Raw genomic sequence first — 19127 nt, 5'->3', positions numbered from 1 at the left:
AATATTGATTATTGGGTGGCGAGTCGAAATATAATGCAAAAATTTCTTAGTCTGCTTTTTTCCCGGCGCGCGCTGGCGATTGTGGGCGTTCTGGTTCTGGCGCTGCTGGTCTGGTTTGTCGGGCCGCTGGTGTCATTTGATACCCTGCGCCCGCTGGCCTCCGTGGGTAGCCGGGTAGTGACCATTGCCCTGTTGCTGATGCTGCTGGTACTGTGGCTGGTCAACTGGTCGATGAGTATCATCGGCATCAGTGTCCTGTGCCTGGCGATTGGCTTCGTCACACCGCTGCTGGCCCTGGGCGATGTCCATCCGTTTGCGCCGCTGTGGGTCCGCCTGACATTAATTGGTTTCATCCTGCTGATGTACGCGCTGTACGGCCTGTACCGGCTGTGGCGTGCGCTGCGTATGGATGAACAACTGCTGCGTCGCTTCCTGCATCCGCGCGGGGAAGAGGTACCGGTGGCAGGCGAGATCAAAGCCGACCTGCGCACCGTCAACCATATTGTCACGCAGGCCATCCGGCAGCTGCGGCAGTTGCGGGTGGATATGCCTGGCTGGCGTAAAATCTTCGAGGGAAAACGCTTTCTGTATGAGCTGCCGTGGTTCATGGTGGTCGGCAGTCCCGGCGACGGCAAAACCACGGCCCTGCTGAACACCGGATTGCAGTTCCCGCTGGCGGAGCAAATGGAGCAGACCTCGCGTATCCTGACAGTACCGGGTGGCGGCACGCTACACTGCGACTGGTGGTTTACCAACGAAGCGGTGTTGATTGATACCGCCGGACGCTACGCCCGCCACGATGACGGCGGCGAAGCGAGCGCCGCGCAGCGTAACGCCGGAGAGTGGCAGGGCTTTCTCGGTCTGCTGCGTAAACATCGCCCCGGCGCGCCGCTTAACGGCGTGATCCTGACGCTAAACGTGGCGGATTTAACCGCACAGTCACCGGCGGAACGCCTGGCGGCCTGCGCCGCTCTGCGGGCGCGACTGGCAGAACTGCGCGAGACCCTGGGGATTCGCTTTCCGGTCTATCTGGTGGTCACCAAAATGGATTTGTTGCCGGGGTTCAGCGAATATTTTCGCACGCTGACCAGCCATCTTCGTGCACAAATCTGGGGCTTCACGTTGCCGTACAGCCGCAGGCGAAAAGCGGGCGACCCGCAGACGCTGCACGCCGCCTGCGCGCAGGAGCTGGCGCGCCTGACGCTGCGGTTGGATCAGGGACTGGATACCCGGTTACAGGAAGAGTACGACCTTAAAAGCCGCCAGCGGCTGTATACCTTCCCGCGTGAGTTCGCCGCCCTCGGCGAGCCGTTGCTGGAGGCTATTGAACAGATCTTCCTCGATTCAAAATTCGATGCCACGCAACTGAATAACACGCTGCGCGGGGTGTTTTTCACCAGCGCCGCGCAGGCGCAGGCCGACGCCGTGGCCGACCAGTTGAGTATCTGGCAGCGCTTTGTCCGGGCGATAAAAACCGCCCGTGGCGAATCCTCCGCCTCTCTCCCACACGCTCTGCCGGACGGCAACCGCAGCTACTTCCTGCATGACCTGCTGACACAGTTTATTTTTCGTGAAGCGCACCTGGTGGAGCCAAACCTCCAGTGGGCCTGGCGTTACCGCCTGCTGCGCCTCGGCGGGCACCTGCTGGTACTGGTGCTGGCATTCCTGTTGTGGCAGGGGATGCAGACCAGCCAGCAGACCAACGGCGACTATCTGAATGAAATCAGCGCCCGCGCGACCCGGCTGGACGGTGATGTGAAAGCCTACACCGGTAAACCGGCGATGGCTCCCGTCCCGGCACTGCTGGACAGCGCAAGGGAACTGTCCGCCTGGCCGGAACTGGACCCGGACGCGCCGCCGCTGACCTGGCGCTACGGCCTGTACAGCGTACCGCCGGTAACCGACAGCGTGGCGTCGCTGTACAACCGCCTGCTGGATCAACTGCTGCTGCCGCCGCTGGTGAAACGGATGGAGTATGTGCTGGCGGACGCCATTGCCCGTCAGGATAGTAAAGCGGCCTACGATGCCCTGCGCATCTATCTGCTACTGAATCTGGATAAAGATCACGAAGATAAATACAACGCGGCGGAGATCCAGTCGTGGGTGATTAACGATCTGGGGAACAGCGACAGCGTGGCCGGGTTCGGCGGGCGCGCCGCCGTGCTGACGCATATCGAAGCGCTGTTTGACGGCAGCCGGGTGGTGCATTCACCGTATGAGAAAGATGAGGCGCTGATCCGCCAGGCGCGGGCATTCCTCGACGGTCACACCAGTACCGAGCGTATCTACGCGCGGGCGCTGGCGGCAATGGAGAGCGAAGCGCCGCAGGAGTTCACGCTGGTACGCGCCGTCGGCGCGGATGCGGGAACGGTGTTTGTGCGTAGCAACGGCGCGCCGCTGGATCGGGGCGTGCCGGGTATTTTTACCCGTGAAGGATACCGGGAGCTGTTCGACAAACGATTACCGGAATTTGTGGCGGCGGCGACGGCGAACGATGGCTGGGTGATGGGCCGGGAGAGTACGCCAAAAAAGCTGACTGACAGCCTGCGCAGCCAGATACCGGGGCAGGAGCAGTCTGTCGCCCGCGAAGTCCGCCGTTTGTACCTGACGGAATATGCCCGCCGCTGGCAGGATTTTCTGGACAGTATCCATAGTATCAACAGTGCCGGGGAAGAGGGCAGTTCCGGCCTGGCTTATGATTTACAGGTGCTGCGCACCCTGGCGTCGCCGGACTCACCGCTGATGCGGCTGGGAAAAGCGGTGGTGGAGCAGACCACGCTGGTGCCGCCGCCGGACCCGCAGGCCAGACAGAAACAACTGGCGCAGCGCGCATCCGGTAACGCGGGGAAAGTGGTACAGACGGCAAAACTGTTCCAGGATATTCACCCGGAAGAGCGGCTGGAAAAAACGCTGGTGGATGACCGTTTCGCCGCGCTGCGCGAGGTCATTGCCGGGCGGACGGACGGCGGACAGAGCGGCGGTGGGACGATGCAGATCGCTTCGCTGCTGACCATGCTCAACGAGTATTACACCCAACTGACCATTGCTGATAGCGCGCTGGCGGCGGGGACGTTGCCAGCGCGCATTACTGCCGCAGACAAGTTGCAACTGGAGGCGGCGAAACTGCCTGCGCCGCTGAAAAACATCCTGCTGGATCTGACGAAGCAGGGGACGCGCAAAATCAACGCCGGGACCGGCGACGTGCTGAACACCCAGATGGAGGCGATGATGGGCGACGACTGCCGTGACGCCATCGACGGGCGCTATCCGTTCGCCGACAGCCCGCAGGAGGTCAGCGCCGAGGACTTTAACCGCATCTTCGCCAGCGGCGGCGTACTGGATGCTTTCTGGAGCAAACAACTGGCTCCGCTGGCGGACACCGCCAGCGACCCGTGGCGCTACAAACCGACCGAAGGCAACATGACATTGCAGGGGCCGGATTTAACGCCGTTTCAGCAGGCGAAGCAGATCCGCAGCGTATTTTTTAACAGCGAGGGCGGGAAAAAATTTTCCTGGTCGATGCAGATTAGCGTGGTGGATATGGACCCGGCCATCACGGAACTGGTGATTGATATCGATGGTCAGGTGCTGCGCTACGCCCATGGTCCGGACCGTCCCCTGAAAGTAACGTGGCCGGGACCGCGCAACGGCTCGATGGGGGAAATCACCGCCAGCCCGCGTATTCGCCAGGACACCTCAACGCTACTGACCGGCGGGCCGTGGGCGCTGTTTCATCTGCTGGACGCCGGAATGGTACAGGAAACGGCGGTGCGGGGGCGCCAATTGGTGGAATATGATTTTGACGGTCGCCGGGTGGTGCTGGAAATCACTGCCGGGCGGGATTTTAACCCGGTCAGCCGGGAGCTGTTGCAGAACTTCAGTTGCCCGGCGAGGGCGCTGTAATGCGCCGGCCAGCGGTGGTATCAGCCCCGGCGATGTTCGGCAGGCTGCCGGACCAGCGCGACTATGTGCGCTGGCGGGTGGGCGCTGAAGAGGGACGAATATGGCAGGACTGGCTGAACCGCCAGACATGGGTGGGCAGCGGGCGGCATATCGTGTTGCCGGAAGGCCAGACGACCGATGAAGAGCGTGACGGCTGGATGCACCTGTCGCCGCGTGGCGAACATGATATGCCCGCGCCGGAACACCATCCGCTGCCGTGGAGCTTTGTGATGTCGCCGGGATTTTTGCCGATGGGTGGGACGACTGACTGGCTGACCGGAGTGCTGATGGCGTCACGGGATAGCGTGGGACGCCCGTGGCCGCTGGTGATTTACCAGCGCTGCGGTCGGGAGTGGCTGGACGAGAGTTTGCAGGAGACGCAGGGCTGGCTGTACTGGCTGGCGAGGCTGGCGGCGCAGCATATCACGCCGGACACGATGCGGCGCGGGCGGCTGACCGAGCAGGTGGACCAGCTATGGGCGATGTGGCAGCCGGGGCCGTGGTGGGCGCAGTGGCTGCGTGGGTTACGACGTACATCGCAGCGCAGCCGGGAACTGACCGGGCTGCCGGATGAAGTACCGGTAGTAGAACTGCCGGGCGTGCGTTATCTGCCGTGGCCGGGCTGGCCGGGTAAGACGTTGGGGCAGGCAACACCGGGGCAAGGCTGGTTCTGGCAGCAGAACAGTGAAGGGCGGTATGTGGATGCGCTGCGACTGGCGGAGAAATAATGAACATGGTGGTTTTAAAAACACCTGCTAAGGAATGAAGAAATGGGTAATTATGATAAAGCGTGTAATAACGTGGGTGCGGTAAGATTTGTCCAGGAGCACATGAAGGTTTGTGAGATAATTGCAAAAGAGCTTGACGTACCGGTAGAGAATATACTGGGTCTTGCTGCTGCCGAAAGTCAATATGGTACAGGTCGTATTGCCAGGGAATATAATAATTACTTTTCTCTCCAGGCTCCTGCATCATTTCAGTCAGGTCGGGTTCATCCAAAGGATAGTAACAAAACTTGGGTGGCTATTTTTTCTTCGTTTTCAGTTTGTGCGCGATCTTTTGCTGTCAAGTATGGTGACGCTGTTCGGGGGAAAAAAGATGCTCTGGCCTTCTCTGAAGCTCTGGTAGCTGCTGGGTTTAATTCAGGATCTCATATTACTGGTGGTACGGATAATTACGCCAGGATAACTGCTGGAATAATTATTATGGTGGGTCGGAGAATAGCATGCCCCGTAAAATAATGCTTGTTTTTTTTCTCTTTATATCTGAGGTCTGTTATGCCCAAGTGGTTGTATCTGAATTTAATTTGTCAGATATAAATCGCGGTGGAATGACGAAAGTACAGGCAGAAAAACTACTCATTATTGCACTTAAATATCAAAAATATGATTTATCGCTGGATGGCGTTTTTGTTGACGGTGATTTGCAGGATAAACACGGAAATCCTCCCCATCCGGGATATTATGATTTTAGCCTTGGCTATGATACACCGACTGCCGGAGCAATAGATTATTGGGGACTGTTTTCAGTAAGTTCTCAAACTGGTGATATATGGGAAATAAATAAATGTGAGAGAATTATATTTCCGCAGTTGCAAAAAATACAACAAGAAATAATGAAAAAAACTGGCGCGACATTTGCCAGTGAAGTGGTACAGCGCCGGGGGCTGGGCTGTACAGATGAATAGTGGGATAGTTGGATCTACCGGGCATACGTTACCTGCCAGGGCAAGGCTGGTTCTGGTAGCAGAACAGTGAAGGGCGGTATGTGGATGCACTGCGGCTGGTGGATGAAAAAATAGAGGTCAGATGCTGTGAAAAAGTACGCTGTAGAGGTTCTGTTTATGTCTGCCTGTGCAGGAATGTTCCTGCCCGTATTTGCCTGGGGCGGAACAGATGTAAACATTGATAACCCGCTGGCGGAGTGTGTGGATATCCATCCCGTTCATCGTCAGGAAATGGATAACCTTACCATTCTGAAAACAACGGTCACACTGAAAAAAAGTACCGGTGAATGTGGCTGTTTCTCAGCATTAATCAGCTATACCAGCTTACTGGCGCAGGATGTTGAGGGTTACGGACGCGGAAGTGCATATTCCCTTCAGGAGGGGAATATCTCACTGGCGAAGATGCAGGGACGTTATCCTTTCAGCTTTGTATTATCGGTGGATAACCAGTCTGTACGGGATCAGAAGCTGGCGCTAATGATACGTTGTACACCACCGCTGTAATACACAGAATAGTCAGGGAGAAGATGATGGCAGTAAGACTGACTTTTGACGGGCAAAAGCTGACATGGCCTGGTATCGGGATATTTAAGGCGACCACGGGGTTACCGGATTTACAGTGGCCAGATAAACAGTGTGTGCCGGATGCGGCGATACCGGAAGGGAATTATAAATTGTTTATTCAGTTTCAGGGGGAAGCACCGATAAGAAATGCTGCGGATTGTGATCTGGGACCATCATGGGGCTGGAGTACCATTCCGCGAGGCCAGGCTGCCGGAACATGTGAGATATACTGGGCGAACTGGGGATATAACCGTATCCGGCTGGAATCAGCGGATGAGAAGACCCGAAAAGCCTGTGGGGGCAAGCGGGGTGGTTTTTATATCCATGATTCCACCAAAGGTTACAGCCATGGTTGTATTGAAGTGGAACCGGTGTTTTTCCGTATTCTGAAACAGGAGACGGAAAAAGAAAATGGTGAAAAGACATTTACGGTTAATGTTAAGTATGTTTCTGGTCAGCAAACGAATGGTGGAACAAAACAATAATACCGTTAAAACCGGATCAAATTATCGTGTCTGAACGTGCTGTGGTTGACAATGATTACAATGGTGGCCAGATAAGTAACGAGCACCAATGATAAAGTATATGACTGGCGGTGTGCTGGTTATTAATCAAATTTTTATAAAATGCAATGCGAATCTGGTAAGCGTAATAAAAATAAAATCATAATATTGTTATATTCATTTCCTTATTTATGTAATTCAGTATTTATGTTATGTGCTAATTTTTGTGTTTTTATTTTCATGGCTCTTGTCAGCAATATACCCTGTTCTTCTGGTAAATATTTAAATATAACAGGCTGGTTGCATTATAAAGTGCGGGGCACTGTTTCCTGACGGTGAGTCTATTTATTTTAATCCGGTATTAAAGGAGTCACTACCATGAGTTTTGTATCCACAAATAATAAATCCGGTATGGGAGGGCTGACGACAACCACGCCGCCGATAACCGGAGAAAGTGGCGGTGTCACCGCAGATTCAGTCGCCGGAAGCGTGGCAGATGCGGCAGAAGCCGCCGTGGAACAGGCTGCGGGATCGCTGTTTGGCACATTGCCGGAGCCATCAGGACTGGTGAAAGCCGCGGTGGCAGCGGCGCAGGCTGCCGCCGCCGCAGGTATGGCGCAGGATGCGGTATCGGCCATCGTCTCTGCTGTTGCAGGCGGGCCGGGGGCGCATAATGTGACGGTCAGCGGCAGCGCCGTACCGCCGGGCGCATTACTGTTCGCCAGCCTGGACGGCGGCGAAACATTAAGTGAACTGTTCAGCTATGTGGTACAGCTAAAAACGCCCGACACCCTGAATCTGGGCTATGTCTCCCCGGCGGCCAACCTGCCGCTCAAACCGATGGTGGGCAAAGATCTGTGCGTCAACATCGAACTGGATGGTGGCGGTAAACGGCATATCAGCGGGCTGGTCACGGCGGCGCGGGTAGTCGGTCATGAAGGGCGTTCGGTTACCTATGAGCTGCGTATGGAGCCGTGGCTGAAACTGCTGACCCATACCAGCGACTACAAAGCATTCCAGAATAAAACCGTGGTGGATATTCTGGATGAGGTTCTGGCGGAATATCCCTACCCGGTGGAAAAGCGGCTGGTGGAAAGCTACCCGGTACGCACCTGGCAGGTGCAGTACGGTGAAACTGATTTTGATTTTCTTCAGCGACTGATGCAGGAGTGGGGCATCTACTGGTGGTTTGAGCACAGCGAGGACAGCCACACGCTGGTGCTGGCGGATGCCATCAGCGCCCACAAAGCATGTCCGGACTCGCCGCTGGTCGAGTGGCACCAGGAAGGGCTGAAGCTGGACAAGGAGTTTATCCACACTATCACGGCAAACGAGAGTCTGCGGACTGGACAGTGGGTGCTGGATGATTTCGATTTTACGAAGCCACGTTCATTGCTGGCAAACACCGTGGCAAACCCGCGTGAAACCGGTCATGCCACCTACGAGCATTATGAGTGGCCGGGAGACTACTTCGACAAGAGTGAAGGCGAGATGCTGACGCGCATTCGTATGGAAGCGCAGCGCAGCCCCGGCAGTCGGGTGCTGGGGGGAGGGAATATCCGCACACTCATGACCGGTTATACCTTCACGTTGGAAAACTATCCCACTGCCGAAGTCAATCAGGAATACCTGCTGATGCAGACCTTGCTGTTTGTGCAGGACAACGCGCAGCACAGCGGGCAGGACCAGCACTTTACCTTTTCCACCCGTTTTGAACTGCACCCGACCTGCGAGGTGTTCCGCCCGCAGCGGACGGTGAGCAAACCCCACACCAAAGGGCCGCAGAGCGCCATTGTCACCGGCCCGTCGGGCCAGGAAATCTGGACGGATCAGTACGGGCGGGTAAAGGTGCAGTTTGGCTGGGATCGCTACGGCAAAATGGATGAAAACAGCTCCTGCTGGATACGCGTCAGCTACCCGTGGGCGGGCAAAGGCTTCGGGATGATCCAGATCCCGCGTATCGGCCAGGAAGTGCTGGTGGATTTCAAAAACGGCGATCCGGATCTGCCGATCATCGTGGGGCGTACCTACAACCAGGACACCATGCCGCCGTGGGGACTGCCGGGAATGGCGTCGCAGAGCGGGATCTTCAGCCACTCGCTGTATGGCGGGCCAACGAATGGCAACATGCTGCGTTTTGACGACAAAACGGGCGCGGAGGAAGTGAAGTTCCACGCGGAAAAAGATCTCAACACCACGGTGAAGAATAATGAAACGCATACGGTTATGGTGGATCGCACTAAAACCATTATTAAAAATGAAACCAACAGTATTGGTGAGGACAGAAACACCACGGTAACGAAGAATGACGGCCTTTCCGTAAAACTGGCGCAGACGATCAATATCGGCACCACTTATCGTTTAGATGTTGGCGATCAATTCACGCTTCGCTGCGGCAATGCGGCGCTTGTTTTACATAAGGACGGCTCCATTGAGTTTTGTGGCAAGCAACTGATGTTACATACCAGCGATGTCATGCAACTGATTGGTAAAGGTATTGATATGAACCCGGATGGCGGCACAGCCGTAACCGCCGATGATATTGCCCCCCTTCCCACCTCTGAGTGATCTGAATTAAACCTGGAGTTCTCATGGATCGACCATACCGCATACAGGAAGGGTGTTTTGTCCTGCCTGAAACATTTACGGATCGCAGCGTCAATATTTTTATCCTGGAGGGCAATGAACGAACATCGCCCAGCCTGAATATTTCCCGCGATACGCTAAAACCTGATGAAGACCTGCCCGCCTATATTGACCGCCAGATTGCGCTGATGAAAAAAAATCTCGGTCAGCACCGGGTATTGTCGCGAGCGCCTGCACAGGCAGGAACGGGCAATGATGCCCTGATGGGGGAACAAATTGCCGCCACCCATAAATCCGGGAAAACGGAAGTGTACCAGCGTCAGGCCGGGTTTATTGCAACCCCTGGCAAGGTACTGGTCTTCACCCTGACCAGTCCCCGTCCTTTTGATGATAAAGCAGACCTACTCTGGAACACCTGGCTGGCAGGCTTTCAGCCGGATAAAAACGAATAATCACACGGAGGTGTGACCATGTATGAAGCAGCCCGTGTGGATGATCCTATCTACCACACCAGTGCGCTCGCCGGGTTTCTTATCGGCGCTATCATCGGCATCGCCATTATCGCGCTTGCCGCCTTTGCCTTCTTTAGCTGCGGTTTTCTTGCCGGGCTGATTCTGGGTTTTATGGCCGATCAAATAGCCTCCGGGGTATTGCAACTGGGCGAGGCCATCGGGCGCTCCATCCACCACACGGCAGGAAAAATCCTCACCGGTTCGGAGAATGTCAGCACCAACAGTCGCCCGGCGGCGCGCGCGGTACTGAGTACGGTGAAATGCGATAACCATATCGCAGAAAAACGCATCGCCCAGGGGTCGGAAAATATCTACATCAACAGCCAGCCCACCGCCCGTAAGGATGACCACACCGAATGCGACGCGGTGATTGAAGACGGTTCGCCGAATGTGTTTCTCGGCGGCGGCACACAGACGGTACTGGAAATCAGTTCTGAAATTCCGGACTGGCTGCGCAAGGTGGTGGATGTATTGTTTGTCGTGGCGAGTCTGCTCGGCGGGCTGGCCGGGGCGTGGCGGCAGGCGGCAAAGCTGGGGACGAAATTTGGCACTAAATGTGCCGCTAAGTTTATCGGCGGGGAGCTTGTCGGGATGGCCGTGGGTGAGGCTATCAGCGGGCTGTTCAGCAATCCGGTGGATGTGACCACCGGGCAGAAAATCCTGCTGCCGGAAACGGACTTCACCCTGCCCGGTCGCCTGCCGGTCACCTGCTCGCGTTTTTACGCCAGCCACCTGGAAACTGTGGGACTGTTGGGACGGGGCTGGCGGCTGAACTGGGAAACCAGCCTGCGCGATGACGATGAACACATCACGCTGACCGGCGTACAGGGGCGGGAACTGCGTTACCCGAAAACGATGCTGACGCCCGGCCACCAGATATTTGACCCGGAAGAACAGTTATACCTCAGCCGCCTGCATGACGGGCGTTACGTGCTGCATTACACCGATCGCAGCTATTACGTATTTGGTGATTTTGACAGTGACGGCATGGCATACCTGCTGTTTATGGAGACGCCGCACTGCCAGCGCATTGTCTTCGGGCACGAAGGAGGCAGACTGGTACGGATAGCCTCCAGCAGCGGGCATCACCTGTTACTGCACCGCACACAGACCCCGGCAGGGGAGCGGCTGTCGCGAGTTGAACTGGTGCAGGGCGGCACCCGTGGCAATCTGGTGGAGTACCGGTATGACGATAACGGTCAACTGACCGGCGTGGTGAACCGGGCGGGAACGCAGGTGCGGCAGTTTGCTTATGAAAACGGGCTGATGACGGCGCACAGCAATGCGGCGGGGTTCACCTGCCGCTACCGCTGGCAGGAACTCGACGGCGCGCCGCGCGTGACGGAGCACGACACCAGTGACGGCGAACATTACCGCTTTGACTATGATTTTGCCGCAGGCACCACCACCGTCACCGGCAGGCAGGGGGAGACATGGCAGTGGTGGTACGACAGGGAAACGTATATCACCGCGCACCGGACGCCGGGCGGTGGAATGTACCGCTTCACGTACAACGAAGACCACTTCCCTGTCAACATTGAGCTGCCCGGCGGTCGCACGGTGGCGTATGAATATGACATCCAGAACCGGGTGGTGAAGACGACAGGTCCGGAAGGCCGGGTGACGCAGACGCAGTGGAACGGCGAGTTCGACGAAATCACGCGCACGGCGCTGGACGATGACGCTGTCTGGAAAACGCAGTACAACGCCCACGGCCAGCCAGTGCAGGAGACGGACCCGGAAGGGCGGGTGACGCAATACGCTTACGATGAACAGGGGCAGATGTGCAGCCGGACGGATGCGGCGGGCGGCACGGTGGTGACGGCGTTCGACAGCCGGGGGCAGATGACGCGGTACACCGACTGTTCAGGGCGCAGCACAGGATATGACCACGATGAGGACGGCAACCTGACGCGGGTGACGGACGCGGAAGGGAAGGTGGTACGCATCAGCTACAACCGACTTGGGTTGCCGGAGACGGTGAACTCACCGGGGAAACAGCAGGACAGGTATACCTGGAATGCGCTGGGGCTGATGAGCAGCCACCGGCGCATCACGGGGAGCGTGGAGAGCTGGCGGTATACGCCGCGCGGTCTGCTGGCGGCGCACACGGATGAGGAGAAGCGCGAGACGCGCTGGCAGTACACGCCGGAAGGCCGGGTGGCAGCGCTGACCAACGGCAACGGGGCGCAGTACCGGTTCAGTCACGATGTGGACGGCAGGCTGGTGCGTGAGGTGCGCCCGGACGGACTGAGCCGTACTTTTATCCTGGACGACAGCGGTTATCTGACGGCGATACAGACCACGGGCACGCAGGGCGGCGTGCGGCGGGAGACGCAGCAGCGGGATGCGCTGGGCCGTCTGTTACGGACGGAGAATGAACACGGCCAGCGGACGTTCAGCTACAACCGGCTGGACCAGATAACGGCAGTGACGCTCACGCCCACGGAGGCGGGGCAACAGCAGCACCGGATGCAGGCCGACACGGTGCGTTTTGAGTATGACCGCAGCGGCTGGCTGACGGCGGAGCACGCGGGGAACGGCAGCATACGTTATCAGCGCGACGCGCTGGGCAACCCGACGGACATCACGCTGCCGGACGGGCAGCACCTGACGCATCTGTATTACGGGAGCGGGCATCTGTTACAGACGGCGCTGGACGGCCTGACGGTGAGCGAGTATGAGCGCGACAGCCTGCACCGTCAGATAATGCGCACGCAGGGGCAGCTTACGACGTACAGCGGCTACGACGACGACGGGCTGCTGAGCTGGCAGCGCAGCCTGGCGTCCGGCAGTGCCCCTGTTCTTCCCGGCCAGCGCCCGGCGCGGCAGGGCTGCGTGACGTCGAGGGACTATTACTGGAACAACCACGGCGAGGTGGGCACGATTGACGACAGCCTGCGTGGCAGCGTGGTGTACAGCTATGACAGAAGCGGTTACCTGACCGGGCGCTCAGGTCAGATGTATGACCATGACCGTTATTATTACGATAAGGCGGGCAACCTGCTGGATAACGAAGGGCAGGGGCCGGTGATGAGCAACCGGCTGCCGGGCTGTGGTCGTGACCGTTACGGCTATAACGAGTGGGGCGAGCTGACCACGCGGCGCGACCAGCAACTGGAGTGGAACGCGCAGGGGCAGCTGACGCGGGTCATCAGCGGCAACACGGAGACGCACTACGGCTACGATGCGCTGGGGAGGCGAATCCGCAAGGCGACGTACGGGCGGCACACGGGCCATACGGCGCGGAGCCGGACGGACTTTGTGTGGGAGGGGTTCAGGCTGTTGCAGGAGAACGTGCAGCAGCAGGGCTGGCGGACCTATCTGTACGATGCGGAACAGCCGTACACGCCGGTGGCGAGCGTGACGGGAAAAGGAGAAAGCAGGCAGGTGTGGTATTACCACACGGATGTGACGGGCACGCCGCAGGAGGTGACGGCGGCGGACGGAACGCTGGTATGGGCGGGGTATATCAGGGGGTTTGGAGAGAATGCGGCGGACATCAGCAACAGCGGGGCGTACTTTCACCAGCCGCTGCGGCTGCCGGGGCAGTATTTTGACGACGAGACGGGGTTGCATTACAATCTGTTCAGATATTATGCACCGGAGTGTGGCAGGTTCGTCAGTCAGGACCCGATCGGGCTAAGGGGCGGGATAAACCTTTATCAGTATGCGCCGAATCCGTTAAGTTGGATCGATCCATGGGGATTGACAGGGACATATATGTTTACGGATGGATCAAATTGGTACATAGGAAAAGGGCCTGAAAGTCGAATGTATGATTCGATGGGAGAAAGAGTTGGGGGGAAAATAAATGTTACTCAAGGATTACATGTTGATTATGGAAATAATACGACTGGGTTAATGGTTGAAGCCGAACTTATGCGGAGAAATTCTGCGGTAACAGATGTTAATTTCAAGAATGCCATTAATTCTCCTGGAGAAAAGCTTTTAGCTGACGCACAAGTAAATAATAAGGCATTATACAATGATATTGTAGCAAAAGCAGACTCCTTCGAAACGGAATTTAACAAAACTAAGGGGGTAAAATGCATTTAGATATGAATTTTATTGTAAGGAAAAATCTGGACGGAGAATACGTCATAATTCATGCTAATCAGCTTAAAGAGGGTGTTGAGTATGCGGTAAAAATGGGTGTGACTCAAGTTCAGATAAGAGGCGTGCTTGGGAGTGATGATATAGGTATGACAATTGATTTTAGGCAATTTGAGAAACTCTCTAAAAAATTAAAGGTCATTTCTTTTACAGATAAAATAGATAGTATTATTAATTTTGATTTTATTTATTCTTTGAGCCGACTTGAAAAGATTTTTTTTCAAAAAAAACAATCTTTCACTATGGATGTTTCATTGTTTCCTGCTCTGAAATATTTAGGCTTCGAGTATTGGAAGGGGGTGAGTAATATTAACTTATCTCGTAGCCTAGAAAGTTTAGTTGTTTATAAATTTAACGAGCCTAATCTTAAAGATTTTTTGGGCTTGAGTAAATTAAATGCACTTCATATTTATGATTCGAAAATATCAGATTTATCTGATATTGAATCCCTCTCTATTAAAGAATTATATTTGGTTAAAAATAATTGCCTGAAGGAAGTGGGGGTTATTAGTAGAATGAATTCACTGAGGAAATTATATATAGAAAAATGCAGGGGCGTTACTGATTTTTCTTTTTTAATAGGAAACAAAACTATTGAAGATTTGTTTTTATCTGATGTGGATTCTTTTTGTTTTATTCCAAGTATGAGAAACTTGAACTCTCTTAGATTTTGGAGTTTAGAGGACGGTGATTTGAGTTTTTTATTACAGTCCCCTACATTAAAGATAGTTGACTTTCATCCTCAAAGGAAAAATTACACTCATAAAAAAGAAGAAATAAATATTTTAATTAATACATAATTTTTAGAGTTGTGCCCTTGGACCGTAGATTGATGTAGAATTCTTTATTTTGAAAATAATCACTGGTGGCTACGATTTTTGTTCCTTGTTGGTTTTTCAGGAGATTAAGCTTTACTCTGAACCATTAAAGAGCCCGGCTCATCACCGGGATCGTTCAGTTATTTGCCACGTTTGATCACCGGAATATCCCCGATATCATTCAGCGCCCCCGGAAAGGTTTGTAGCCACGCCTTCACTTTCCGTTAGTTGATATACGTCACGCTCATACCTTCAATGCAGCCCCACAGTTCACGAGTATTTTGCAGCGTGATCACGATGCAGTCTTTCATCATCCGAATTTTAACGGGCATCCCGTTAATAAATCCGGCCTGCGCCATCCAGTCGCCGCATAAACGAACCGAGCGTCCTTCAACTCGTGAGTAAAACTCACAGTGGCTGAAATTCGGCACGGTATCAGCGCGAGTTTGCGTACGACGACAACGACTGCATGACGATGCACCGGGAGCCGGGCGGCGAACGGTATTACTACACCTGGGCGTGGTTTGAAGGCCCGGACGATGCGGCGTGGCGGGTGACGGGCCATCATACGGACAGCGGCGAGCAGTACCGTCTGGACTGGAATCTGGCAGAACGTTCGCTGTGCGTGACGGATAGTCTGGGGCGCATGCGCTGCCACTGGTGGGATGCGCAGGGCCTGGTGACGGCGTACCGGGACGAGGCCGGGCAGATGACCACTTTCCGCTGGAGCGATGAAGAGCGGTTACTGCTGGGGATGACGGACGCGCAGGGCGGCAAATGGCGTTATGTCTATGACCGTCTCGGCCACCTGACGGAGACGCATGACCCGCTGGGCCGGGTTGAGCAGACGCAGTGGCATCCGGTGTGGCACCAGCCGGAAACGGAGGTGGATGCCGCGGGGGCGGCGTGGCGTTATGAGTATGATGAGCGGGGCAACCTGCAGGCGGTCAGCGACCCGCTGCACCAGCGCACGGTATACGGGTACGACCGGCACGGTCAGGTGGTGCGGATAACCGACGCGCGGGGCGGAGATAAATACCTGCAGTGGAACGAAGACGGGCAGCTTATGCGCCACACGGACTGTTCTGGCTCGCAGACGGCATGGTTTTATGATGAACGCACGCGGCTGGAAAGGGTGACGGACGCGGAGAGTAACAGTACGCGTTACAGCTATGACGGCAACGGACATCTGACGGAGGTCATGTTCGCGGACGGGCGTACGGAGCGTTACCAGCCGGATGCGGCGGGACGGCTGGTGAAATACACCAGCCCGGCGGGGCAGATAACACGCTGGCAGCGGGACGGCCAGGGGCGGGTGCGCAGGCAGACGGATGCGACGGGGCGCAGGACGGCGTATGAGTACGACGCTTACGGGCGGCTGACCACGCTCACGAACGAGAACGGGGAAAGCTACCGGTTCCGGTACGATGTTCTGGACCGGGTGACGGAACAGACGGACCCCGGCGGCAGCCGCCGGGCATACGGGTATAACGCGCTGAATGCGGTGACGGCGGTGATATACGGCGGGGAGCGCGGGGGAGAAATCCGCCACGGTCTGGAGCGTGATGCGGCGGGGAGGCTGACGGCGAAAATCACGCCGGAGACGCGCACGGAATACCGGTACGACGCGGCGGACCGTCTGCTGGAAATCCGCCGCAGGCAGCATGATGCGGCGGAAGGCGGAGAGCCGGAAGTTATCCGGTTCAGCTACGACAGTGCGGGTAACCTGCTGAGCGAGGAGACGGCGCAGGGCGTGCTGCAGCACCGGTACGATGTTCAGGGCAACCGCACAGAAACGCAGATGCCGGACGGGCGGACGCTGCGGTACCTGTACTACGGGAGCGGCCATCTCCAGCAAATCAACCTGGGGCGTGATGTCATCAGCGAGTTCACGCGTGACCACCTGCACCGTGAGGTGCAGCGGAGCCAGGGGCGGCTGGACACGCGGCGGATGTACGACCGGACGGGCCGGTTAACGCGGAAACTGACCTGTAAAGGAATGCGCGGCGTAGTGCCGGAGACGTTTATTGACCGGGAATATGCGTACAGCGGCCAGGACGAGCTGCTGAAAAAGCGGCACAGTCGGCAGGGGGTGACGGATTATTTTTACGACACGACGGGGCGCATCACGGCGTGCCGGAATGAGGCATACCTGGACAGCTGGCAGTACGACGCGGCGGCGAACCTGCTGGACAGGCGGCAGGGAGAGACCGCGCAGGCGGGTGCAGGCAGCGTGGTGCCGTTCAACCGGATAACGTCATATCGCGGGCTGCATTACCGTTACGATGAATATGGCCGGGTGGTGGAAAAGCGGGGCCGCAACGGTACGCAGCACTATCGCTGGGATGCGGAGCACCGGCTGACGGAAGTGGCGGTCACCCGGGGGGACACCGTACGGCGTTACGGGTACGTGTACGACGCGCCGGGCAGGCGGGTGGAGAAGCACGAACTGGACGCGGAAGGAAAGCCGTATAACCGGACGACGTTTTTATGGGACGGAATGCGGCTGGCACAGGAGTGCAGGCTGGGAAGAAGCAGCAGCCTGTATATCTACAGCGACCAGGGGAGCCACGAGCCGCTGGCGCGGGTGGACAGGGCGGCGCCGGGCGAAGCGGATGAGGTGCTGTATTACCATACGGACGTAAACGGCGCGCCGGAGGAGATGACGGACGGCGGGGGCAATATTGTCTGGGAAGCGGGCTATCAGGTATGGGGGAACCTGACGCATGAAAAAGAAACCCGGCCCGTACAGCAGAACCTGCGTTTCCAGGGGCAATATCTGGACAGGGAAACGGGGCTGCATTACAATTTGTACAGATTTTATGATCCGGATATCGGGAAGTTTATATCGGGCGATCCAATCTCGCTGAGGGGCGGAATAAACTTATATGCGTATGCACAGAATCCGTTAAGCTGGATCGATCCGCTGGGATTGACAGGGGAGTGGGTTAATCCCAAAGATATTAATTTCTCTCAAAGAACAATATCACCTCATGATTATGCCGAAATTATGCGTAATGGTGGTTGGGATTGGGATAGGTCTCCATTAAGAGTAATTGATATTGATGGGCAATTAGTCTCTTATGATAATAGGCGATTAGACGCAGCTCTAGAGGCCGGATTAGATAAGGTTAAAGTTATTAGGATTGACCCTAATGCTCCTCATCCTGACTCATCTACTGGAAAAACATGGTTGCAAAAATTTCGAGAGAGATTTAGAGACAGAAGAAATATAAAGGCCGGTGGAATATTACCAGATAAAGGATTAAATTCTCGACCGGAAAGAACATCAAGAGGTTGCAAATGAAAAATATCATTCAGTTATGGGAAGATAACTTATTACCGATAAAAGATGCTATTTATTTTTCCAACGGCAGATCTTTTCTTTGTAAAATAATGGATTATCCTACTCTTCATATTGAGAGAAATGGTGAATTTGATTTCTCTGCCTTTTATGAAAAAAATAAAGATGAAGTTACTGACATTGATAAATTTAGAGAAATTAAATTAGCGAATAATTGCTATTGTTGCGTTGGAGAAGGTAGCTATGGTTCTGAAGGCTTTGTCGCCTATCTCGATGAAAATAAAAACTTAGTTTGGGTTCTTTATTCCGAAGAATCTAACCCGTTTATTAATGTGTCTGAATATATACCTGATATTATTATAGTAGAATCAAGTTCTAATATTAGATTAAAAATCAATATAAACAATCCCATGGATTTAGAATTAGTAGTTTAAATAAAAAGCCGGGTAAGAAATTAAATCTTCCCGGCTCTTTTGTTATTTAATTCCCGTTCACCACATTATTTACCCCCGCCTTAATATGCTTCATCGACTTTTTCACCTGATAAAGCTCCTTCCGTAGATCCCTCACTTCATCCGTTTCTGCAATCAGGATCAAACCCCGCTCGGAGATCTTCACAACAACGCTCGCCCCGGTCTCAAATCCCGCTTCTTCCTGGCAGTCGCCGCTGGGGATTTGTGAGTAACAGGTGGTCATGCAGGTTTCGCTGTTGATGTGGCGGACGCTGGCGCCGGAGGCATTCATATTTGCTGACTAAATAAATTCTTAATTCTCCGCCGGATGCTGGCTGATTGTGGAGCTCAGGGTGAGCGAGTATGGGCGCGACATCCTGGCACTGAGCCCCCCTCTCCCCGGCCAGCTCCGGGCGGTGATGAGCAACCGGCTGCCGGGGCCGTATTTTGACGATGAAACGGGCCTGCATTAAAATCTGTTCAGATATTATGCACCGGAGTGTGGCAGGTTCGTCAGTCAGGACCCGATTGGGCTGGCGGGGGGCATTAACTTATATCAGTATGCGCCAAACCCTCTATCTTGGATCGACCCATTAGGGTTAAC

12 protein-coding genes and 4 pseudogenes are annotated in these 19127 nt (G+C 55.2%); 14 read left to right on the top strand and 2 right to left on the bottom strand.

Going from position 1 to position 19127, the window contains the following annotated elements; all coding sequences use genetic code 11:
* Positions 1-33: 33 nt before the first annotated feature.
* From tssM to J4613_RS19790, 11 genes and pseudogenes are all read left to right on the top strand, one after another.
* Positions 34-3903: a type VI secretion system membrane subunit TssM gene (gene tssM / locus J4613_RS19840; protein ID WP_111742444.1), complete on the top strand. Its 3870-nt coding sequence runs from the start codon at positions 34-36 to the stop codon at positions 3901-3903.
* The gene (locus tag J4613_RS19835) at positions 3903-4670 is read left to right on the top strand and encodes a TagF domain-containing protein (protein ID WP_111742443.1); all 768 of its coding nucleotides are present in this window, start codon (positions 3903-3905) and stop codon (positions 4668-4670) included. Before tssM ends, J4613_RS19835 begins: the two co-directional genes overlap by 1 nt.
* 42 nt (positions 4671-4712) lie before the next feature.
* Positions 4713-5183, top strand: a complete 471-nt coding sequence (locus J4613_RS19830; protein ID WP_000528843.1) for a glucosaminidase domain-containing protein — start codon at positions 4713-4715, stop codon at positions 5181-5183.
* Entirely contained in the window at positions 5168-5629 is a 462-nt protein-coding gene (locus J4613_RS19825; RefSeq protein WP_001684272.1) for a hypothetical protein, read from the top strand. Before J4613_RS19830 ends, J4613_RS19825 begins: the two co-directional genes overlap by 16 nt.
* A 35-nt stretch (positions 5630-5664) precedes the next feature.
* Positions 5665-5759: pseudogene (locus J4613_RS19820) on the top strand (cytoplasmic protein); the annotation flags it as partial.
* Positions 5756-6172: a DUF2195 family protein gene (locus J4613_RS19815; protein WP_000759645.1), complete on the top strand. Its 417-nt coding sequence runs from the start codon at positions 5756-5758 to the stop codon at positions 6170-6172. The pseudogene J4613_RS19820 and the gene J4613_RS19815, both read left to right, overlap by 4 nt.
* A gap of 23 nt (positions 6173-6195) precedes the next feature.
* On the top strand, positions 6196-6717 hold the full coding sequence (locus J4613_RS19810; RefSeq protein ID WP_000968384.1) for a DUF2778 domain-containing protein: 522 nt from the start codon (positions 6196-6198) through the stop codon (positions 6715-6717).
* Between the two features lie 396 nt (positions 6718-7113).
* Complete coding sequence (locus J4613_RS19805; RefSeq protein WP_111742442.1) at positions 7114-9303, top strand: type VI secretion system Vgr family protein; 2190 nt, start codon at positions 7114-7116, stop codon at positions 9301-9303.
* Between the two features lie 23 nt (positions 9304-9326).
* Positions 9327-9773 (top strand): DcrB-related protein, encoded by a 447-nt coding sequence (locus J4613_RS19800; RefSeq protein ID WP_000375832.1) that lies wholly within the window; start codon positions 9327-9329, stop codon positions 9771-9773.
* 18 nt (positions 9774-9791) lie between these two features.
* A complete protein-coding gene (locus tag J4613_RS19795) occupies positions 9792-13892 on the top strand; it encodes an RHS repeat-associated core domain-containing protein (RefSeq protein WP_243770947.1) in 4101 nt (1366 codons plus the stop codon).
* Positions 13883-14749, top strand: a complete 867-nt coding sequence (locus J4613_RS19790) for a leucine-rich repeat domain-containing protein (RefSeq protein WP_049868168.1) — start codon at positions 13883-13885, stop codon at positions 14747-14749. The genes J4613_RS19795 and J4613_RS19790 overlap by 10 nt, the downstream gene beginning before the upstream one ends.
* A gap of 158 nt (positions 14750-14907) precedes the next feature.
* Here J4613_RS19790 and J4613_RS22775 read toward each other — a convergent pair.
* Positions 14908-15186 (bottom strand): annotated as a pseudogene (locus tag J4613_RS22775) (SymE family type I addiction module toxin); the annotation flags it as partial.
* A 2-nt stretch (positions 15187-15188) separates the two neighbouring features.
* On the opposite strand from J4613_RS22775, the pseudogene J4613_RS19780 reads away from it, so the two are divergent.
* Positions 15189-18074 (top strand): annotated as a pseudogene (locus J4613_RS19780) (RHS repeat-associated core domain-containing protein); the annotation flags it as partial.
* Positions 18071-18505, top strand: a complete 435-nt coding sequence (locus J4613_RS19775) for a hypothetical protein (protein WP_000789494.1) — start codon at positions 18071-18073, stop codon at positions 18503-18505. The pseudogene J4613_RS19780 and the gene J4613_RS19775, both read left to right, overlap by 4 nt.
* 46 nt (positions 18506-18551) lie before the next feature.
* Here the strand turns inward: J4613_RS19775 and J4613_RS19770 are convergent, their stop codons facing one another.
* Positions 18552-18815 carry a hypothetical protein gene (locus J4613_RS19770; protein WP_000994215.1) on the bottom strand — a complete coding sequence of 88 codons (264 nt, stop codon included), beginning with the start codon at positions 18813-18815 and terminating at the stop codon, positions 18552-18554.
* A 184-nt stretch (positions 18816-18999) separates the two neighbouring features.
* Between J4613_RS19770 and J4613_RS22835 the strand changes: the two are divergent.
* A pseudogene (locus tag J4613_RS22835) lies at positions 19000-19113 on the top strand (RHS repeat-associated core domain-containing protein); the annotation flags it as partial.
* Between the last annotated feature and the right edge of the window lie 14 nt (positions 19114-19127).

The sequence above is a fragment of the Salmonella sp. 32020114201800008SM genome, from assembly GCF_017572025.1.
Classification (GTDB): Bacteria; Pseudomonadota; Gammaproteobacteria; order Enterobacterales; family Enterobacteriaceae; genus Salmonella; species Salmonella enterica.
This window is presented reverse-complemented; position numbering and strand designations above follow the sequence as displayed.

Bases quoted from the DNA above. Each gene is read 5' to 3' on its own strand.
- J4613_RS19790 (WP_049868168.1), top strand. From the start codon at position 13,883: ATGCATTTAGATATGAATTTTATTGTAAGGAAAAATCTGGACGGAGAA.
- J4613_RS19805 (WP_111742442.1), top strand. From the start codon at position 7,114: ATGAGTTTTGTATCCACAAATAATAAATCCGGTATGGGAGGGCTGACG.
- J4613_RS19810 (WP_000968384.1), top strand. From the start codon at position 6,196: ATGATGGCAGTAAGACTGACTTTTGACGGGCAAAAGCTGACATGGCCT.
- J4613_RS19835 (WP_111742443.1), top strand. From the start codon at position 3,903: ATGCGCCGGCCAGCGGTGGTATCAGCCCCGGCGATGTTCGGCAGGCTG.
- J4613_RS19775 (WP_000789494.1), top strand. From the start codon at position 18,071: ATGAAAAATATCATTCAGTTATGGGAAGATAACTTATTACCGATAAAA.
- J4613_RS19830 (WP_000528843.1), top strand. From the start codon at position 4,713: ATGGGTAATTATGATAAAGCGTGTAATAACGTGGGTGCGGTAAGATTT.
- J4613_RS19770 (WP_000994215.1), bottom strand. From the start codon at position 18,815: ATGAATGCCTCCGGCGCCAGCGTCCGCCACATCAACAGCGAAACCTGC.
- tssM (WP_111742444.1), top strand. From the start codon at position 34: ATGCAAAAATTTCTTAGTCTGCTTTTTTCCCGGCGCGCGCTGGCGATT.
- J4613_RS19800 (WP_000375832.1), top strand. From the start codon at position 9,327: ATGGATCGACCATACCGCATACAGGAAGGGTGTTTTGTCCTGCCTGAA.
- J4613_RS19795 (WP_243770947.1), top strand. From the start codon at position 9,792: ATGTATGAAGCAGCCCGTGTGGATGATCCTATCTACCACACCAGTGCG.
- J4613_RS19825 (WP_001684272.1), top strand. From the start codon at position 5,168: ATGCCCCGTAAAATAATGCTTGTTTTTTTTCTCTTTATATCTGAGGTC.